Origin of the sequence: Halalkalibaculum sp. DA3122 (genome assembly GCF_043951865.1) — a bacterium.
Lineage (GTDB): Bacteria > Bacteroidota > Rhodothermia > Balneolales > Balneolaceae > JAMQKA01.
The window spans coordinates 130,371-149,496 of sequence record NZ_JBINJF010000003.1; the positions used below are offsets into that span (position 1 = coordinate 130,371).

A 19,126-nucleotide genomic window follows, 5' to 3' on the forward strand; every position below is an offset into this window, starting at 1 on the left:
AATGGCCGCGCTTTACACCCTGTCAAAAATAGGTCGGTAATATATGATGTAAGACACTGCCTGCCATCAGGGCACCTGATTTTTGCATGCATTATCGTGAGAAAGACGGGCTAGCTGCACCTGCTCTTATCTCCGGCCAATCAGCAGTACCGGGATGCCAATCAGCAGAATGCCGATACCAAACAGCGCTCCGATACCCGTGAACGTAACACTTGAATACAGCATATAGAGACAGGTAAGTATAAACAGGATGGGCGTAACAGGATAAAACGGTACTCGATATTCCAGATCCTTCTCGCCGTTCTTAAATCGAAATATAAATAGTGAGATTCCCGTGAGCATCAGGAAAAACCAGAACACGGGAGCCGTATAGTCCACCATCGTGGAGACGCTGTCTTCGGTGACCGCGCCAAGTACCACCAGCAACAGCGCGATAGCGCCCTGAACCAGCAACGCATTTGCCGGCGTATTTTTTGTCGAGTTCCAGACTCCCAGGTAGTTCAGGAAGGAAAAATCGCGCCCCAGGGCGTAGTTTGTACGCGCCCCGGTAATGATGGTAGCATTGGCGGTGGAAAGCGCTGATATGATGACGATAAATGATAGCAGTAGTGCCCCGCCCGATCCGAGAATTGTTCCCATCAGGTCGGCCCCGACGGCATCCGCATTTTGCAGTCCCTCCAGACCCAGTACTTGCAGGTAGGCGTAATTGACCGAAACGTAGATCAGGGTTATCACCCCGATGCCTATCGCCAGCACCCGGATCATATTTTTCTTTACATCCTTTATTTCACCCGACAGGTACGAGGCTTCATTCCATCCACCATAAGTTAAGAGCACAAAAATCATTGCAGCCCCGACGGAGCCCCCCGACCCTGTGCCTGGACTACCGGCAGCGCCTGCGTCGGCGTGGCCTCCTCCAGTAATTCCTAAAAAAGCTGCCAGCAAGAGAATGATAACGATGGTGGAAGTTACCAGGTTTTGCGTTTTCTTGGCTGGATTGGTGCCCAGGAGATTCAGCGCCGTAAGCCCAAAAACCGTAATGGAGGCGTAAATTGCGGAACTGTACGGTCCCAGGGAATAGATAGTCGTGGCATAATCGCCGAGAATAAATGCGGCAAGTGCTATGGAACCGGTCTGGATCACGGTCATCCGCCCCCAGGAGAAGAGAAAACCGAGCGAAGAACCGTACGCCTTGCTCAGGAAATGATACTCACCTCCGGCATCGGGATAAGCGGTTGCCAGTTCCGCATAGCAGAGCGCACCAATCAACGAAATGAGGCCTCCGGCCACCCAAAACGCCAGGAATTCAAATCCACTTCCGGCGTTGGAGGCTACCAGTGGCGGAAGACGAAAAATGCCGATGCCGATGACAATTCCCACGAGCACGGCAACGGCATTCAGGTTTGAAAACACAGGTTGGGGCGTACCATTACCCTTTGTAATTCGGTTCATATAAATAAGATATTACGGTCGTAGAGCAGCATTTATCAATTGATTACTGGTTACCGGATTCGCAGATATGCAAACCTGATCAGACCGCCAACTGCCACTGTCGGACCGGAAAAGCAATAGCACTTTCCAACGCTCGAAACGATAAATCAATATGCATAAGCAGCGGGAGGCGGTCTTCATGCCTGATAGAATGAAGACCACTTCGCCAGGTTTTTACGGATCCGCAACAACTACCCCAACCAAGGGGGTAGAATACCCGCTGACAACCAATAACCGCCGACCTGTCAAAATTCTAGTTTTTAGAGGCAGACCAGTGCAGCACGCGGTCATTTTCCCCGTCGTGGATCTGCACGGTTCCATTTATCACACCATCTTCAACGCGACCGCTGTAGACATAGTGCCGGTCTCCCATGTCCGCCGTAAAACTTACTCGCTCCCCTTTTACCACGGCATGATCTGTCGCCAGTTCGCGACCGTTCGACTCCAGGGCGACATCAATCTTTTGATACTGTTGCTCCACCGACAGGTCGAACGAATCACCTTCTACATTCCAGCTCCAGTTTCCGCCAACCTGGGCCGGCATAACCCAGTAATAGACCGTGTGATTTCTCCCGGTCGAGCTTTCCACCCTCAAGGTGCTGTCCGGCTCCCAGTCGCCCATGTCAAAACTGTGGGATACCACGCGCGTCCCCGGACGCAGCTGCTCAAAAAGTTCAGGACGCAGTTTGCGATTCACGCTGGTCAACAAGTACATAGTGATAACGGATGCCTGGCTGATGTCCGCTTCAAAAATATCGCCGTTGATAAATACGACACGGTCCTCTACGGCATTCTTTTCCGCATTTGCCCGTGCTTCTTTAATTCTCTGGGGATCCAGATCAATTCCATGTCCCACTGCACCGCGCCTGGCGGCGGTTACCACGATACGACCATCACCGGAACCGAGATCAATAACATAATCCCCTTCTTCCACATCGGTAACTTCCAGCATTTTATCGACAACTGGCTGAGGAGTGGGAACATAGGGCACATCCAAATCCTGTGCCTGAGAGGGCAACGAGACCAATCCCAAGAGCAGTACGGACAAAACAGAAAATTGTAAATACTTGTACGGTTTTACTTTGAATACGGATATTTTTGTTGAACTCATTCAGATTCTCCTTCTCTACTTAACTTAATTATGTTGATTGATGAATTTAATGGACAAGTAGTGTTGGCAATCGGTCAATTAAATCCGTTGATGTTAAGAACAAAATGAATATTAAGTTCTTGAAAAACTTAATATTAGCATAAAGCGTAAGATGTCAAACAAATATTCTATTATTTAAGATTTTTAACAGCACACAACGATACAGAATCGGGTCGATGCTACTTAATATTACGGATCATACAGCCGTGGTTAATAAATATCTCGACCCATAACTTCGCCGGGCCAGGCGCCTTCGATTTCCCTTTGTAGCTTTTTCCTTTCTCAACCCGGCAACATACAGTTTGTTGGAGATCAACTCTCTTTAAGTTTTATTTTAATAGACCGAACTCCTTGTTGTATAGTGGCTTATGGCATAACAACATAAATATTTGTGAGAAATACGGGCTAAGTATCCGCTTCTGCAAAGGCCTCTTTAAATGAATAACCCCTCACACAACTGTTGAAAATTCAATACGAAGCTGCCTTGGATGTGTATTTCTACTGCACCAAGGCAGACCGGTTCCCGCTTTCCCATTTTTGTTTTCTCTCTGCGCCAAAATCATCTCTTGAATTTGGAGTCAATAAGAGTGACTTTTTACGAGAGCTTTTACCCCTGCCTCTGCTCGTTTGCCGCGTGTAGTACAACCGTGGTTGCCCGGCAAGGAGGTAGAGTATTGCAAAACGCAATTTACAGCCTTTTCAGCTGGCCGTACCACTTGCGTGAGCAAACAAGAGAAATGGCAGCGTTCGCTAACAGATACCAACTAATCTTTATTCAAAAACATACTATGGACCTGAAGATAAATGATCATCGATTCTTGGTGTGCGGGGCAAGCAGCGGCTTCGGACGTGCAATTGCGGAGCTCCTGTTGGATGAGGGAGCATCGGTCATCGTCGTAGCCCGTCGCGAGCAGAAACTTAAAGAGCTGGAGGAGCAGTATGGCGAGGCCGCCATCACGGTAGCGGGCGACCTCACCGAGGAGGAGACGCACAACAAAATTGAGTCGGCCATCGGCAATTCCGGGCTCCATGGGGCCGTCATAAATTCGGGAGGACCGCCGGCGTTGACACCGCTGGAGACGGCGATGTACGATTGGGACAAGGCGTACGAATCGGTGATGCGCTGGAAGATTGAGCTGGTACTGCGACTGGTGAGTTATTTTACCGCCCACGAATACGGCAGGATTTTGTTCGTGGAAAGCAAATCTGTCAAACAACCGATTCCCTCTCTCGTACTGAGCAATTCGTACCGGGCGGCGGTAGTCGGTTTCGCGAAATCGCTCTCCCAGGAAGTGGCCGGAGACGGTATCACCGTCAATGTGCTGGCGCCCGGGGCCCATGACACCCCGGCTATAAATCGCGTTATTAAAAAGAGAAGCGACGACAGCGGCAAATCGCTCGAGGAGGTCCGCAGCGAGATGGAAGCCGGAGTCCCGGTCGGGCGATTCGGGAAACCGGAAGAGATCGCTTCGCTGGCGGGCTGGCTACTTTCGCCACACGCCTCCTATGTAACAGGGCAAACCATCAGCCACGACGGGGGTGCCATCCAGGGACTGTTTGGCTAAATACCGAATCCCTTGCAGCTCAATTTCACTGGATTTCTTGATCTCAATTTCTACTCTGTAAATTATGTGGCATCAAACACAAATCAGTCTTTCTCCCAAATCAAGAGGATATCACATCATTACTGATGAAATACTCCGCAATATTCCGGAGATCAAACAGATCAGCACCGGCATTGCCCATATTTTCATACAGCATACCAGCGCCAGCCTGACTATCAACGAAAACGCCGATCCCTCGGTCCGCCGCGATTTTCACACCCATTTCAAACGCATGGTCCCGGAAGACACCTCATTGTACGAGCACACCCTGGAGGGGCCGGATGACATGACTTCGCACATCAAAAGTTCACTGTTGGGCTCCTCGGTGAGCATCCCGATAACGAATGGCAAACTAAACCTGGGTACCTGGCAGGGAATTTATCTCTGTGAACACCGAAACAGGGGTGGCAGCCGTAAACTGGTCGTTACGCTGCACGGGGCGTTGGATGATTGAGTGATTGAGTGATTGAGTGATTGAGTGAGTGGATGAATGGTCGGGAATGGAAAAAATTAAGGGAAGAGGTGGATGTTGAATATTGAACAAGGAATCTCGAATTGCGAATGAACGGTTCTACATTCAGTATTCCCTGTTCTGAAATTCGAAAACCAAAAGCGGAGAGGGAGGGATTCGAACCCTCGATACCCTGTTTAGGGTATACTCCCTTAGCAGGGGAGCGCTTTCGACCGCTCAGCCACCTCTCCAAGGAAGTCCCAAATATACGGGCCTCTTCTTTTCATATCAATACCAAATTCAATTTTCGCTTTTCACACGACATTCAGCCGTTTATCCTGCCGAAGATCGATTGTATACGAACGAAAATCATCTTGATCTCCCATTCGAGTAGTCAATACTTATGGACTTTGCAAAACCTTCAATTCCTCGTTCCGGGGAAGTTGGACCGCTGTTTAAAAGATCAATTAAAACCACCTCCCAACACAATAGCAGGTTCTGCAAAGATCCCTGTCTTCCAGAATACCCGGCAGTGCTCCCGGCCTCAACGGTTCAGGTGTGATCGGATCGGGATTCACCTTCATCGAGAATATAAATCTGGGCCAGGTTCCGGCCCTCCTGGGCGTAATCAAGGCCATATCCCAAAACAAAGAGCGACGGTATCCTGAATCCCACGTAATCCAGCGGTATATCGTGGCGGGTGGCCTCCGGCTTGTACAGCAGCGTAACTGTGGCGATGGAGGCCGGATTCTTTTGCTCCAGTTTCTCCACCATGTACTTCATCGAAAGACCGGTATCTACGATATCCTCCACCAGCAGGACGTGGCGATCTTCGATATTGGCATCAATGTCTTTGAGATCTCTTACCTCTCCGGACGATACTTTTTCATCCCCGTAGCTGCTCAACTTCAAAAAATCTACCTCTGACGGGATGCTGATATGGCGCAGAAGATCGGATAAAAAAATAAACGCCCCGTTCAGCACCCCGATAAAAATCGGCTTTTTACCGGAATAATCCCGGTTTAACTGTTTAGCCAAATCGGCAACCCGTGTTCTGATCTTCTCTTCTGACAGATACACTTTGAACGTTTCGCCGTTGCAATTTACAGTTTGGGGTTTGTATAATGACATCGGTCTGCTACTGTTTCCACCGTATTACCAGGCACTCGGCGGTATCCTCCTCGCATTTGACCAGCTCGGAAATAGTGCCCGGGGGATTCATTTTTTCAATCGGCGGAAAGATAACCGCACAGATTGTATCTTCAAAAGTTTTCAGGACAAGGGCTTTTCCCTTTTCAGCGGCACTGATTTTCCGGTTGGTCAGGTGGTCCGATATTTTTTGGTGTCCAACCATGCCAAAAGGCTGGAAAGCGTCCCCCGCTTTCCAGCTGCGCAGCACCAGCGGCCAGTGCAATTTCTGCAGGTCCAGGTACAGGGCCGTTTCAAAGGAAGGGTCCACAAACGGCTCGATGGCAAATACCAGATCATCAAAGATGAACGGCTGCTGCCTCAGGGTCTCCTCATCGAGCTCGATCAAATTCAGCGATTCGGATTGCTCATACACAATTTTGAGCCATTCACGATCATTCAGCAGTGAGTAGTGTTCGGTTAGCTGAATCGATTTGCCCGTTTGCAGATCGGACAGCTTCTCCACCTGCCGGAGTGCCCCACTTGTAATCTCTATACCGGGATCGCTCTGTTTGAGCAGGTGCAGCACCAGCGCCTTCTGCAAGCCGGGTTCCAAATTCCGGAACGCAACCATATCAATCCGGTTGCGGTTGTCTGTCAAGCGGCCGGCGATATAACGAAGCGCCTGTGAAAACAGGGCCGCCCGTTCCGGCAGCCTCAGCACATTTTGCTTCCAGCCCGGGAAAAATTCATCCAGCTTGTCCAGCCACTCATTCCGAAGCAGATTTCTCGCAAATTCTGACTCCAGGTTACTCCGGTCGGTCCGCCAGGGCACGCCATGCGTTTCCACATAATTCATAATTTCCCGCCGTGAGCTATCAACAAGAGGCCTAAACAGGGGAGGATCCCACACACTCATGGCACTCCATGACTCCAGACCAGCTCCCCGAAATAATTTTTGCAGTACCGTTTCAACCTGATCGTCCTGGTGGTGAGCAACCGCTATGGCATCCGCATTATGCTCATGCTGCAGGTCTCGAAAAAACTGGTAGCGCTGATCCCGGGCCCACTGCTGGAAATTGCTCTCCCCGGCTCCCCTGGCATCGAGCTGCTGCCTGTGGCAGCGATAATTCCATTCCCGTGCTGTTTCCTCAACCAGCTGCTGATCTTTATCTGACTCGCTTCCCCTTTTCTGGTAATTTACATGTGCAACCACCGCTTCAACCTCCAGCTGCTTAAAAATATGCAACAGGGCCATCGAGTCGGGCCCGCCGCTCACCCCGATAACAAAGACAGGAGACCCCGTTTGGGGGAAATAGTGTTCCAGGTGCCGCCTGACGCGTTCTTCAATCAGTGATAAGCCGGATCTGTTCATAGGAAAAGGTTTTTACCTCGGCCTCGTGGTTGATTACAGTTAACCGCCCCTTTTCATTGATTCCCAGCAACTTGTACCTGTCGGAGCGGGTATGCCCGTCAATCGACAATCGAATCCATTCGCCGTAGCCAATCAATTTCTGGTTCACCGACCGCAACAGGTCGGTATCATTTTGGTGCCAGCGGGTGTAGCAGTGTTCTATCAATCCGATGAATTCCGCCAGCAGTAGCTCCCGGCTAAACGAAGTGCCGTTTTCGAGTTTTAGAGAGGTTGCGTGCTCCTTTAAATCATCCCTGAACAGGTCCTGGTTTACATTGAAACCGATGCCCACGAGTACCCGGTCCAGACTGTTTCCGCTGAATACTGTTTCGGTGAGCACACCTGCTATCTTCCGATTTCCGATCAGCACATCATTCGGCCACTTGATGGAGGCTTTTTGCGGGGTATTATGCTCTATCAGAGCCGTGGCAGCGTATGCACAGGCCAGTGTCAATACGTGCAGCCGCTCGGCACGACCAGGCTTAAATGCGATGGTAAATGTCAAATTTTCTCCGGGGGATGATTCCCAGTTCCGTTCATACTGCCCCCGCCCTTTTAACTGGTTATCGGCCAGACAAACCATACCGTGGCTGATCTCCTCACCACTCACGCTTCTCAAATACGAGTTGGTGGAATCAAGCCTCTCAAAATACTGCAGCTCATGCCCAACCCACCGCGTGTTGAGAGCCTTTTTAAATTGATCTACATCAAACAAATTTTCCTGGCTTGTCAGTTGTCAGTTGTCAGTTGTCAGTTGTCAGAGGCTGCTTGTTTCTGAGAGCTGTGTCAAGGATAATTTCACAATCCGTTGCTGCACGCTTAAAATGGCAGTTACTTACGAATCCCGCATTACTCAAAAGAAAACCGGTTGCAAATCAATTTCCACTCCCCAAATCCGGGCTTTCAGCCAGTTTGCTCTTAAAAAGATCGATTTTCGCCACCGGGCTTGGATCCACTCCATTTATGACGGCAAGATAAAAGCTGGTCCAGTCTGCCAGCTGTATGAGCGAAAACATGCGCGTCAGCCGGCTTTCCCCCCGCGTTTTCAGTATAATAATCGAGTCGGCCTGATCCTCAATCAGTTCCCGGGTGATATTCATCCGTTGTTCAATGCGGTCGCCATCTTCGCGATCCATAAGAAAGAGAATCGAAAGCCGGCCGGTGAGGTGGGCTACCCGTTCCCAGCCCACAATTTCGGTGTGTGTCATCTCCGGGAACTCGTTGCGATACGCCAGCGTCTTGGAATTTTCCTCGAACTGCGTGCACCAGCGCATTCCCACCGCTTTCATAAAGTTGTTGTTGGTATACACGACCGGGAGTGTCTCAGCCAGATCCCGGGCGAGTGTCAACGCTTCATTGTCACGGTGGTTCGAGAGGAGCTCAACCTGGTTTTCCAGGAACTGCCTGGTCTCACTGAGCGCTTCCCGTCCTTCATTCAGGAACCCAAGTTTTTGAAAAATTCTGAACAAGATGATAAAGCTGTAGCCGACGGCCGCCCGGGCCCGTATGTCGCTCGGTATCTTGAAATAGTCAAAATGGTCGCGCGTAGCCCTGAGCATAAGTTCACCGCCGGCCGTAATGGCAACAGGGGTGGCCCCTTTTTTACGAGCCTGCCGGAGAGCCGCCAGCGTTTCCTCGGTATCGCCCGAAAAGCTGGAAGCCACCATCAGGGTCTCCTTGTTGACCCAGTGGGGTACTTCATATCCTTTTACGACCTCAACCGGTACAGGAGCTGTATCTTTGGTATAGGCCTGAATCAGGTCGCCCGCAATGGCAGATCCCCCCATACCCGCAATGCAGATCGTTTTTATTTTTTTCGGGTCCAGTGATATCTCCAGCTGCTCCGTTGTTTCAACCGCTTCATTCCACTGATTGGGAAAATCCACCAGCAGGTCCCACATTTGCTGAGTATCAATATCCTCGATTGTTGATTTTGTCAACTCCATGGAATCAGCGTGTCTAAAGATTCGTCAATATGCTATTCACTTCGGCAGTCGTTGAAGATGAAAGCACCTTGTCGGCCAGCTCTTTCATTTCAGCGACAGAATATTTTTTCAGCAGTGTTTTCACCTTGGGAATTGATACAGGAGACATACTCAATTCGGTAATTCCCATGCCTACCAGGCAAAGAGCCGCCTTGGGATAAGAGGCGATTTCGCCGCAGACCGCAATATCGATCTGCTCGTTTTCAGCTGCCACTACGCAGTCATGAATCAGTGACATGATGGCGGGATGGATCTCCTGGTACAGTTCTGATATCAATTCATTTCCCCGATCCACCGCCAGCGTATACTGCGTCAGATCGTTGGTTCCCACGCTGAAAAAATCGACCTCTTTGGCAAAAGCCTCCGCCTTGACCGCCACGCTGGGAACCTCCACCATAATGCCGACCTGCACCCGGTCGTCTACCGGCACTCCCTCCTGCCGCAGCTCTTCCTGGATGGCGGATATCTCCTCCTTTACCTCCAGCACCTCTTCCATCACCGATACCATCGGCACCAAAATCTTAACCCGCCCCGGGTAACGGCCGGCCACGGTAAGAATCGCCCTGAGCTGCTCGCGCAGCAGATCGCGCTCGTCCAGCAGCATCCGCACTCCCCTCCATCCGAGGAACGGGTTTCGCTCATCCGCATTCATACTGAAAAACTTGTCCCCGCCGGCGTCAAACAGGCGGATGGTAACCGGGGCGGAGCCGGCCTTTTGCAGGATCTCGGAATAAAAATCGGTCTGCTTTTCCTGGTTCTCAAAATGTTCTTTGCGGATATAGATCGATTCGGTCCGCAGCAGCCCCACCCCCTCGGCCTTGTACTTTTGGACGTTGGGCAGCTCTTCGGCAAACTCAATATTTGCCCGCAGTTGAAAGGGAGTTCCATCCCGGGTTACGGAAGGTTCCGAAATGATACGCCTGAGTTTCTGCTCCTCAACCTGCTGGTGTTTGATCTTTTCGCGATACTCATCTAGCTGGCACTGGTCGGGATCTATGATGACCATCCCTTCGTTGCCGTCCACAATTATCTGGGAAGAGGATTCCACCAGCTGACAGGTTCGCTTGGTACCCACCACGGAGGGAATCCCCATGGAACGGGCCAGTATACTGGCGTGAGAGGTTTGCCCGCCGTGATCCGTAACCAGCGCGCTGATATTGTAGTCAGAAAACTGAATAACCTCCCGGGGGCTGATATCCTCCGCAACCACGATACTGCCCGGTTCAATATCCAGATCTATGGAATAGTTCGTCGCCACCTGTATCAGCCGGTCGCGGACATCCTCCAGGTCTACGATCCGCTCCTGGCTGATCTGGTTCTGGCTCTTTTTGAGCATCTCCAGGTAAGAATCAAATACCTGCTTGACCGCGAAATCCACCGAACGATTCTGTTTTTCAATCAGCTGCTTTACCTGCTCCTCAAGTTCGGGGTCGTTCACCATCTCTATCTGGGCGTCGATCACCTGCAGGGAGATCTCATCCACCTCCTTGCGTTTGAGGCGGACCAGTTCCGTTTCAATCACTCTTTTGGCTTCATCAAACAGTTCCAGGTGCCTGGCTGTGCTGCCGGAACTGATCTTTTCGGTATTGATCACTGGTTTGGGCCTCCGGTAGATATACCCTTTGCCCATGGCAATTCCGTTGGAAGCCGGTACGCCTTTCAACACAAATTCACTTGAAGCAGATTGTTCTACATCGGTGTTCATTGATCACCTGTTATTTCTTCTCCAAAACCATCTTCTATCAATTCCGTGATCGCCTCGGTTGCCTCCTCCTCGTCAGGACCCTCCACTTCTATCTCCAATTCAGCACCCTTTTCGGCAGCCAGAGTCATCACCCCCAGAATACTTTTCCCGTTCACCCGGTAGCCGTGCATATGGATGAAAAAATCTGAGTCAAACTTGCTGGCCAGCTTAACCAGCGAAGCCGCCGGGCGGGCGTGCAGTCCTGCGTCGTTTACGATATTTACTTTCTTTCGGATCATTAAATTACTTATAATTTTTGAAAGGCCAAGATCAGAATTATTACCTAAAGTATCCACACGGATCAGTTGGCAATAAACAGCCTGCGCGGAGACTTAGTTCTACGGTCGTTGTATGATTGGGAATAGTTGCCATTTTTATGTATCTCGAACTGCGTATTTGGAAAAGCATTTTCCCAGATTCAAGCAGAGTAATACGCAATACGGAGTACGAAATACGTTCAAGTTTTAGGGCTAAATCGTGAAATTCGAATCATGCTCCTGTAAAAATTTCGATTGCTATTCAAAACCAATTGATCATTGTTCACTGCAAACTGTTTTGTTAACTTTGAACCTGTTTAATTCGAAACTTATAGACCCAGCACATGTCCGTAACAAAAGATGATGTCCAGTATATAGCCCATTTGGCGCGGCTCCAGGTAACCGACGAAGAGGCCGAAGGGCTCAAGGAAGATATGAACGATATTCTCGGCTATATGGATGAGCTTGCGGAAGTGGACACGACCGATGTTGAACCGCTTGAACACGTGACCGATCTGGAATACCGGTTCCGTGAAGACGAGGCCAAAGAGCCGGTCGACCACAAGGATGCTCTTAAAAATGCCCCCGATGCCGACACCGACTATTTCAGGGTTCCAAGGGTTATCGAATAACTATGGCCTCCAAAAAATCAGCGGTCTCCTCTTATAAAGACGACTTCATATCTTCGCTTCCGGAGGGCAAGCAACACCTTGTGGCGCTCCTGATCATCCTGGTATTGCCCTTTATTCTTTTTGATGATGCCTCCCTCGGGGGCAAGCGATTCATGGGTCATGACACCGAGCAGTGGCGGGCAAGCGCCGAGTCGATCATTGACTACCGAGAAACTCATGACCGGGAACCGCTCTGGGCTACGAACGTATTTTCGGGGATGCCCGCCTACGGCATTTCAGTTCACAACTCGGTACCCCATATCGACCGGTTGATTCGCACTGCGACCAGAAGCATCTATCCTGTCGCCCATTTCTGGATTTTGCTCGGCGGGGGGTATCTTCTCCTCTTTCTCATGGGCATGCGACCGTTGACTTCTCTTATAGGGGCGGTCTGTATCAGTTTTACTACTTACATCCCCATAATTATCGGTGCGGGCCACAACACCAAGTTTATCGCCTATGTATTTGTCCCCTGGATGTTCATCGGCTACTGGCTTTTGACGCGCAGCGATAAAAAACTGCTCAGCTTTGCTCTTTTTGCGATCGCCTTGACCCTTGAATTCAGGGCGGGACATCCCCAGGTTACCTACTATTTCTTCTACCTGCTCGGCTTTTGGTGGGTTTACGATACGTGGCAGGCCTATAAAAAGCAGCAGTTAAAATCGTGGCTCGGCACTACCGGGCTGGTCATTCTTGCCGGGCTGCTGGGGTTTGCGGGTAATGCCCAGCAATACTGGCGATTCCTGGAATATTCGCCCTATAGCACCCGGGGCGGTTCTGCCCTTGCCGAAGGAGGCGGTGGGCTTGGATTAAACTACGCATTCCAGTGGTCGCAAGGCATCAGTGAATTGCTCACCCTGGTCATACCCGGCATATTCGGTGGTGCCTCCAGCCAGGCGTACTGGGGACCCAAACCGGTTACCAGCGGTCCACACTACCTTGGCGCTGTTGCATTTATTTTCGCCCTAATCGGGCTGCTGAGATCCAAACACAAGTTGAAGTACCTGTTTTTTGGGGTAGGCACCCTGACGCTTCTATTTTCTCTCGGTCGCCACTTCGAAACGTTCAACCGGGTGTTCTTCAACTACATGCCCTACTTCAATAAATTCAGGACGCCCGAGATGTGGCTCATCGTCACGGTATTCTGCTATTCCGTGGTTGGTGTTTTCGGCCTGGAGTACCTGTTTGAGCAGGCAAAACAGAAATCCCAAAACCTTAAATCCCTTTTCCTTCCGCTGGGCATAGCCCTGGTCCTTGGAGTTGTCTTCGCGTTGGGAAGCAATGCCTTGCTCTCATTCGAAAAACCGGGAGAACGGCAACAGTTTGCCCGGCAGGTCGCCCAGCGCAACAACGTTCAGCCGTCGGATCCCCAGGTTCAGCAAGCCGTTAACAATTTCATGAATTCCCAGCTAAAACCACAGCGCAAGGAGATCGCTCAAAATGACTCCATACGCTATTTTGTCATTGCGCTGGTAGTAAGTGGATTGATTGTCGGGTTCATGAGGCGAAAAATCAGTGCCGGCTATTTCCTTCTCGCTCTTGTCATTGTGGCCTCGTACGATTACCTGTCGGTGGGCAATCGCTACATAAACGAGGACAGCATGGTCAGTGAACTGGTGGATCCGGAGCGGGCCATTCAACAACAACAGCGGCCCCTCGACAAGTTTCTGCAACAAAATGTGGACAGTGGCAACGGGTGGCCTTACAGGGTGTTCCGGTTAGGTGACAACCCGTTTAACAACTCGATTCAAAGTTATTTTTATCCCACTATCGGGGGCTATTCCGGGGCAAAGCTTAGTTACTACCAGGATCTTATCGATCAGTTTCTGCTCGATGAATCCGGCTCCATGCGTCTTCCCCTGCCGATGCCGATCCTGAATATGTTGAATGTCAAGTATATCACATTCCCCCAGCAGCTCCCGTTTGACAACCTGACGCAGGTGTATTCCGGGAATGACGGCTTCGTATATGAAAATAACACCGCCCTGCCCAAAGCCTTTTTTGTGGATTCGATTCAAACCGTCTCCACAGCCCGGCAAGCCGTAGATGCGATGCAGCCGGTGCAGCAGTTTAATCCTGCTGAAACGGCTATTGTGGAAGGGAATCCATCCACCGACATCCAGCCCGATACGGCGGCCGCGGTCCGGGTAACACATTATGATGCGCGCTCCATCGAACTGACGACTAAGCGCAGCACGCCCGGCTACCTCGTACTGAGCGAAATCTATTATCCCGAGGGATGGGAGTTGACCATCGACGGCGAGCCTGCAGAAATCTATAAAACCAACTACGTGCTGCGCGGCATGAACGTGCCCGCCGGCGAACACACCCTGCGGATGGAGTTTAATCCAACATCATACATCTGGGGTGGACGCATCGCGTGGGCCTCGAACCTGCTGCAGTGGAGTATTTTACTGGCAGGCCTGGGACTATGGTACCGGCGCAGAGAAGAGAAGGGGAATGCCGAATAACGAACACGGAATATCGAATACTGAATATTTTTTCAGCTACTTTAACATTTGAAATTCAAGATTCCTTGTTCGGTGTTCTTAAGCTCAAACGGTGTGAAATATGAGTGAACGGGCGCTTATCGTAACCTATTACTGGCCGCCGAGCGGTGGTGCCGGCGTGCAGCGACCGCTGAAGTTTGCCAAATACCTTCCCCAATTCGATATTCAGCCGTTTGTTCTCACGGTTGAAAATCCCACCTACCCGATACGGGACGAAAGCCTGGAATCAGATATCCCTGAGGAGGTGGAAGTCTTTAAATCGAACACCATTGAGCCGTTTTCGCTCTACTCCAGGCTGGTCGGCAAATCCGTCGCAGACTCAACCAAGCCTACCATCCAGCTCAAATCCGGCAGCTGGAGTGCCAAGCTTAGCGCCTGGATCCGTGCCAATATTTTTCTGCCGGATGCCCGTGCGGGCTGGCTGCTCAGCGCACGGTCCAGCGCGCTGTCGATTGTCGAAGAGCACGATATTGGTACCATCATCACGACGGGTCCCCCCCATTCTGTGCATTTTACCGGAAAGCATGTGAAGGAACGAACCGGCATCCGGTGGATTGCCGACTTCCGCGATCCGTGGACCGGTGTCTACTACAACAAGCTGATGCCGCGCACCTCCCTGGCCCGGCACATTGATGAAAAGCTGGAGAAATCGATCCTCCAAAACGCCGATGAAGTTGTCGTAATTTCTGACTCAATGGTCGACATTCAGCGCAAAATCATCGATCGCACCTACCACGTTATTCCCAACGGCTTTGATCCCGATGACTTTCAACCTGGAAATTTTAAACCCGAAAACAGATCGGAATCCCAACTCACGATCCGCTTTGTGGGGAGCGTGCGGGACGGGGCGATCCCCGATGGGTTTTTAAGGGCCCTGGCCAGACTTAAAAATCCCGGAAAATACAGGATGGAGTTTATTGGGAATCATCATCCCTCCCTCCGTGAATGGGTTGATGAGCTGGACCTCCGTGATGTGGTTGAGTTAAAACCCTATGTCCCGCATGAGGAGGCGATCCGCGCCATGTGCACCGCCGACCTGTTGCTGCTGAGCATCTCCAAAACGCCCGGCAGCGAACTCATCCTCACAGGAAAACTGTTTGAATACCTGGGTTCAGGGACCCCCATCCTTTTTCTCGGCACCGTTAACGGCGATGCCGCGCAGATCATTCGGAAAGCAGGGCAGGGTGTCTGTTTTGAACACCACCAGGTGCCCGAAATTACGGAGTTCCTGGAACATTATTCCCGTTCCGAGGCGCAGGCCTACAAGCAACCCCAAGGGCAGAAAGAGCACCCGTTCTCACGCCTGCGCCTGACCCGACAATTGGGAGAACTGATTTCCAACCGTTAGATTCCCAGCCTATGGATACCCGCAGCCGCTACGTACTCAATATTTTCCGACATCTTTACCAGGTGCCCGACGAGGTCGAAATTTTTTATGGTGATGATCAATCTCCCAACACCAAAGGGGTTTTTGTACCCAACCATGCGGGCGACTTCTTCGAGGATCGAAACCAGGTTGATCCCGCCACTCTGACATTCAGGGAGTGGAAAAACACGGAAGTACCGTTCCTGTTTGAGCAGACCGCCGAGGCCGATTTTTTTACCCGGCAGTCCGATGCTATCAGATTTTCTTATGACATCATCGGCGCCTCATTCTACTTTTTGAGCGGATGGCAGGAATATGTTTCCCCAAAAAGGGACGAATATGGGCGTTATCCCTACAGGCAAAGTCTGCAATTCAAGCTGGGAGCCCCTCACATCCCGTTTGTCAACTACTATTTTGATATCCTGAAAACGGCCATCGAGCAGGTCTATAGCGTTGAGCTTGCTCCCAGAAAGATCGAAAGCCATCCCTATACATTCATTCTCACGCACGATATTGACAGCGTCTACTCCGGCTGGCTGCAAGACGGTTATTCGGCCTTAAAGAGCGGAAAACCGGGCAGATTGATCAGCATCCTGTTGCAAAAGATGAAGGGCGATGATCCCTGGTTTAACTTGGGAGAGATTATTGCGTTTGAAAAAAAACGAGGTGTGGATTCCACGTTCTTTTTCCTTGCAAGGCAGGGAACGCACCAGGGAATTAAGCACGCCGATTACTCGCTGGAGGACCCGGCGATCCCCCAACTCATGGACCAGGTTCGCAATGCGGGAGCAGAAATCGGGCTCCACGGAGATGTTGAGGCGCATCGATCCCCGGCCGCCCTGAAGCGAAGCATAAACCGGTGTGGACCGACCATCAAGGGCAACCGTTTTCATTTCCTCATGTTTGATGTCCGTAAAACACCGGGAATTCTATCCAGCTGCGGCCTGGAGTACGACAGCACCCTCGGTTTTTCGGAGCATGTGGGATTCAGAAACGGCATCTGCCACCCTTTCCCCCTGTATGATCTCGAAAATAACAGACCCACCACTGTCCTGGAAATTCCCCTGGCCGTCATGGATGTCACCCTGCACAACGCCAAATATATGGGATTGCCTCCCGAACAGGCCTTCTCCGGTATTGAGCCCGTCATCCGGGAGCTCCACAAATTCAACGGTGCGGTCTCCATCTTGTGGCATAACAACTATTTCTCTGACCTAAAGTACCACGGCTGGAAGGATGTGCTTGACGAAGTATTTACACGGGCCAGGACCGATGAGGCATTGATTACAAAGGCGGAAACGGTACTTCAAACCTTTAACTTTTCGAGCAGATGAACAGAACGCCCCGCGTAGCCTTGATGAGAAATCGGATATATCCCGGCGGCGTTTTCCACGTGATGCTGCAGATGATCCGCAGCCTGAACCAAAAGGGGGTTGTTCCCGATCTGGTAACGCTGAAATCCAAAGTTTCACCCGAGCTTGCGGCCCAAAAATATAATATGGAGGTACAGTTCAGGGTTCGGGAAATCCTGGCCGACCTGCGGATACCCTATGAATGGCACATCCTCCTGTTCAACAAAATCAGCCGGCATGAGTTGAGAAAATATGATATCGTAATCAATCACAACAATACCTCCTTTCTCTACGAGCGTCCAGGTCGGCAAAAACTGATAAGTTATGTTCACTTCCCCAGAAAAGCGCGTGGCCTCTCCCGGGCGCAGTCGATCCACAGGCCGGAGGGTCCCCGGAAAAAGTGGTACCACATACGCCATGATCCATTTATGCTGGCTTCCCATGCCTACCGGTTCGACAACCACGTTGACAAAGAGGAAATAGTCCTGGCCAACTCAACGTTTACCCGTCAAACGCTGCTGAACCATTATGCTATGGAGGCTGCCGATGTTGACGTGCTGTATCCCCCGGTGGAGATTCCCGACGGTCTGCCGTCGTCTCCCAAAGATGAAATGATGGTGGTGAGCCTGGGACGGTTTGCCCCGGAAAAACGACAGATGGAGCAGCTTGAAATTGCCCGGCAGCTGCCGAATCTTCAGTTCCGGATTATGGGCTTTCTCTCGGATCAAAACTATTTTGAGAAATGCCGGGCTTATAAAGAGCGGCATGGACTTGATCACGTAGAGTTGCTGCCCGATCTTCCGTTTGATCAGTTGAATACTTTGCTGGATCGCGCGGGCCTGTTCCTCCACTCCATCCGGAATGAACCGTTTGGCATCACCACCGTGGAAGCGATCTCCCACGGCTGCCTTCCGGTGGTACCCGATTCCGGCGGACAGGTGGAGATCGTCCCGGATCAGGATCTGCGATACTCCGACACCGCTGAAGCAGCAGCAATCATAAAGCGGGTGATCGACGTTCCGCCAAGAGCCAAAAAAGAGCGCAGGGACCGGTTGTTTAAACGGGTACAGGAATTTGACACCGACAATTTTCGTCAGCAGTTTGACGAGTTGTTGAACAAAGTGACAGGAGCAAGCTGATGAAACTCAGGCAAATTCTTGAAAAATTTTACCAGGTAAACGTCGATCTCTATCGTGAGTTGCGCGACCAGAGCCGGATTCACCGGCAAATCCGGGAGGTTGACGTTCGCAGCCTCTATGACAGGGTGCACCGGGAAGCCGCTCCCTGCTTCGTCCTCTCCACTGGTCGCTGCGGCACCAGGCTGCTAACGGATATCCTGCAGGAAAGCGATCAACTGAGGCCGCAGCACGTTCCAACCCCGGAATTAACCTACTACAGCAGTTTTGCCTACAAAAATGCCCGTGAAAAACCGGAGCTCGTATCCAGCATTATAGATTCGGCACGCTACGAACAGATCCGTGATGCCTGGGTGCTCGGGAAAAAGTACGTGGAGACCAACAACCGCATCACCTTTTTTTGCCATGCCCTCGCAGACCTTTTTCCCGGTTCCAACTTCATCCACCTGGTCAGGAAGCCCGAGGAATTTATCACCAGCGGGCTGGCCCGCAACTGGTACAGCGGCACCGTACTGCATGACGAGGGCCGAATTGCCCCCGAAGATAACCAGGTGAGTCAGGCAGAAAAAATTGCCTGGCTCTGGAATGAAACCAATGGCTTTATCGAAGCGTTTAAAGAGACCTGCCCGGAGGAGCGGGTGCTGACCATCCGCGCCGAAGAACTCTTCCATTCAGTTGATACCACGTTCAGGATATTTGATTTCCTGGATATAAACCCGGTTGCTGAATCGGTCATCCGGAACAAAATCAGTCGGCCGGTAAATCAACAGGACAAAAGCCGGGTTCCGAAAGACCGGGTTACCGGGCAGCTACTGGAGCAATGGACCCCGTTGCGTTCGCGTTATTTCACATAAAAAACGACAACAA

The 19,126-nt window shown here is 51.1% G+C and carries 16 protein-coding genes and 1 tRNA gene; 8 read left to right on the top strand and 9 right to left on the bottom strand.

Annotated features, from left to right (window positions below; all coding sequences use genetic code 11):
- Nucleotides 1-126: 126 nt before the first annotated feature.
- Together ACG2F4_RS03340 and ACG2F4_RS03345 are read right to left on the bottom strand one after the other, a co-directional pair.
- Complete coding sequence (locus ACG2F4_RS03340; RefSeq protein ID WP_395258387.1) at nucleotides 127-1,452, bottom strand: APC family permease; 1,326 nt, start codon at nucleotides 1,450-1,452, stop codon at nucleotides 127-129.
- A 292-nt stretch (nucleotides 1,453-1,744) separates the two neighbouring features.
- On the bottom strand, nucleotides 1,745-2,602 hold the full coding sequence (locus tag ACG2F4_RS03345) for an SAM-dependent methyltransferase (protein WP_395258390.1): 858 nt from the start codon (nucleotides 2,600-2,602) through the stop codon (nucleotides 1,745-1,747).
- Between the two features lie 827 nt (nucleotides 2,603-3,429).
- On the opposite strand from ACG2F4_RS03345, the gene ACG2F4_RS03350 reads away from it, so the two are divergent.
- Complete coding sequence (locus ACG2F4_RS03350; RefSeq protein WP_395258395.1) at nucleotides 3,430-4,206, top strand: SDR family oxidoreductase; 777 nt, start codon at nucleotides 3,430-3,432, stop codon at nucleotides 4,204-4,206.
- A 64-nt stretch (nucleotides 4,207-4,270) separates the two neighbouring features.
- The gene (locus tag ACG2F4_RS03355) at nucleotides 4,271-4,699 is read left to right on the top strand and encodes a secondary thiamine-phosphate synthase enzyme YjbQ (RefSeq protein WP_395258398.1); all 429 of its coding nucleotides are present in this window, start codon (nucleotides 4,271-4,273) and stop codon (nucleotides 4,697-4,699) included.
- Between the two features lie 159 nt (nucleotides 4,700-4,858).
- Here the strand turns inward: ACG2F4_RS03355 and ACG2F4_RS03360 are convergent.
- From ACG2F4_RS03360 to ACG2F4_RS03390, 7 genes are all read right to left on the bottom strand, one after another.
- A tRNA-Ser gene (locus ACG2F4_RS03360) sits at nucleotides 4,859-4,947 on the bottom strand.
- A gap of 301 nt (nucleotides 4,948-5,248) precedes the next feature.
- Nucleotides 5,249-5,827, bottom strand: coding sequence for a hypoxanthine phosphoribosyltransferase (gene hpt, locus ACG2F4_RS03365; protein ID WP_395258400.1), 579 nt, complete (start codon nucleotides 5,825-5,827; stop codon nucleotides 5,249-5,251).
- A 7-nt stretch (nucleotides 5,828-5,834) separates the two neighbouring features.
- Nucleotides 5,835-7,199, bottom strand: a complete 1,365-nt coding sequence (tilS, locus tag ACG2F4_RS03370; protein WP_395258403.1) for a tRNA lysidine(34) synthetase TilS — start codon at nucleotides 7,197-7,199, stop codon at nucleotides 5,835-5,837.
- Nucleotides 7,171-7,953: a biotin--[acetyl-CoA-carboxylase] ligase gene (locus ACG2F4_RS03375; RefSeq protein WP_395258406.1), complete on the bottom strand. Its 783-nt coding sequence runs from the start codon at nucleotides 7,951-7,953 to the stop codon at nucleotides 7,171-7,173. The genes tilS and ACG2F4_RS03375 overlap by 29 nt, the downstream gene beginning before the upstream one ends.
- A 160-nt stretch (nucleotides 7,954-8,113) precedes the next feature.
- Complete coding sequence (locus ACG2F4_RS03380) at nucleotides 8,114-9,184, bottom strand: bifunctional phosphoglucose/phosphomannose isomerase (RefSeq protein ID WP_395258409.1); 1,071 nt, start codon at nucleotides 9,182-9,184, stop codon at nucleotides 8,114-8,116.
- Nucleotides 9,185-9,197: 13 nt separating this feature from the next.
- On the bottom strand, nucleotides 9,198-10,928 hold the full coding sequence (ptsP, locus tag ACG2F4_RS03385; RefSeq protein WP_395258411.1) for a phosphoenolpyruvate--protein phosphotransferase: 1,731 nt from the start codon (nucleotides 10,926-10,928) through the stop codon (nucleotides 9,198-9,200).
- Nucleotides 10,925-11,206: an HPr family phosphocarrier protein gene (locus ACG2F4_RS03390; protein WP_395258414.1), complete on the bottom strand. Its 282-nt coding sequence runs from the start codon at nucleotides 11,204-11,206 to the stop codon at nucleotides 10,925-10,927. The genes ptsP and ACG2F4_RS03390 overlap by 4 nt, the downstream gene beginning before the upstream one ends.
- Before the next feature lie 362 nt (nucleotides 11,207-11,568).
- On the opposite strand from ACG2F4_RS03390, the gene gatC reads away from it, so the two are divergent.
- The 6 genes from gatC to ACG2F4_RS03420 all read left to right on the top strand — a co-directional run bounded on the left by gatC (nucleotide 11,569) and on the right by ACG2F4_RS03420 (nucleotide 19,113).
- Entirely contained in the window at nucleotides 11,569-11,856 is a 288-nt protein-coding gene (gene gatC, locus ACG2F4_RS03395; protein ID WP_395258416.1) for an Asp-tRNA(Asn)/Glu-tRNA(Gln) amidotransferase subunit GatC, read from the top strand.
- Between the two features lie 2 nt (nucleotides 11,857-11,858).
- Nucleotides 11,859-14,366 carry a YfhO family protein gene (locus ACG2F4_RS03400; RefSeq protein ID WP_395258419.1) on the top strand — a complete coding sequence of 836 codons (2,508 nt, stop codon included), beginning with the start codon at nucleotides 11,859-11,861 and terminating at the stop codon, nucleotides 14,364-14,366.
- A 100-nt stretch (nucleotides 14,367-14,466) separates the two neighbouring features.
- Nucleotides 14,467-15,753, top strand: a complete 1,287-nt coding sequence (locus ACG2F4_RS03405) for a glycosyltransferase family 4 protein (protein ID WP_395258422.1) — start codon at nucleotides 14,467-14,469, stop codon at nucleotides 15,751-15,753.
- An 11-nt stretch (nucleotides 15,754-15,764) separates the two neighbouring features.
- Nucleotides 15,765-17,105, top strand: a complete 1,341-nt coding sequence (locus tag ACG2F4_RS03410; protein WP_395258424.1) for a polysaccharide deacetylase family protein — start codon at nucleotides 15,765-15,767, stop codon at nucleotides 17,103-17,105.
- The gene (locus tag ACG2F4_RS03415; RefSeq protein WP_395258427.1) at nucleotides 17,102-18,262 is read left to right on the top strand and encodes a glycosyltransferase family 4 protein; all 1,161 of its coding nucleotides are present in this window, start codon (nucleotides 17,102-17,104) and stop codon (nucleotides 18,260-18,262) included. Before ACG2F4_RS03410 ends, ACG2F4_RS03415 begins: the two co-directional genes overlap by 4 nt.
- The gene (locus tag ACG2F4_RS03420) at nucleotides 18,262-19,113 is read left to right on the top strand and encodes a sulfotransferase (protein ID WP_395258430.1); all 852 of its coding nucleotides are present in this window, start codon (nucleotides 18,262-18,264) and stop codon (nucleotides 19,111-19,113) included. The genes ACG2F4_RS03415 and ACG2F4_RS03420 overlap by 1 nt, the downstream gene beginning before the upstream one ends.
- Nucleotides 19,114-19,126 lie beyond the last annotated feature (13 nt).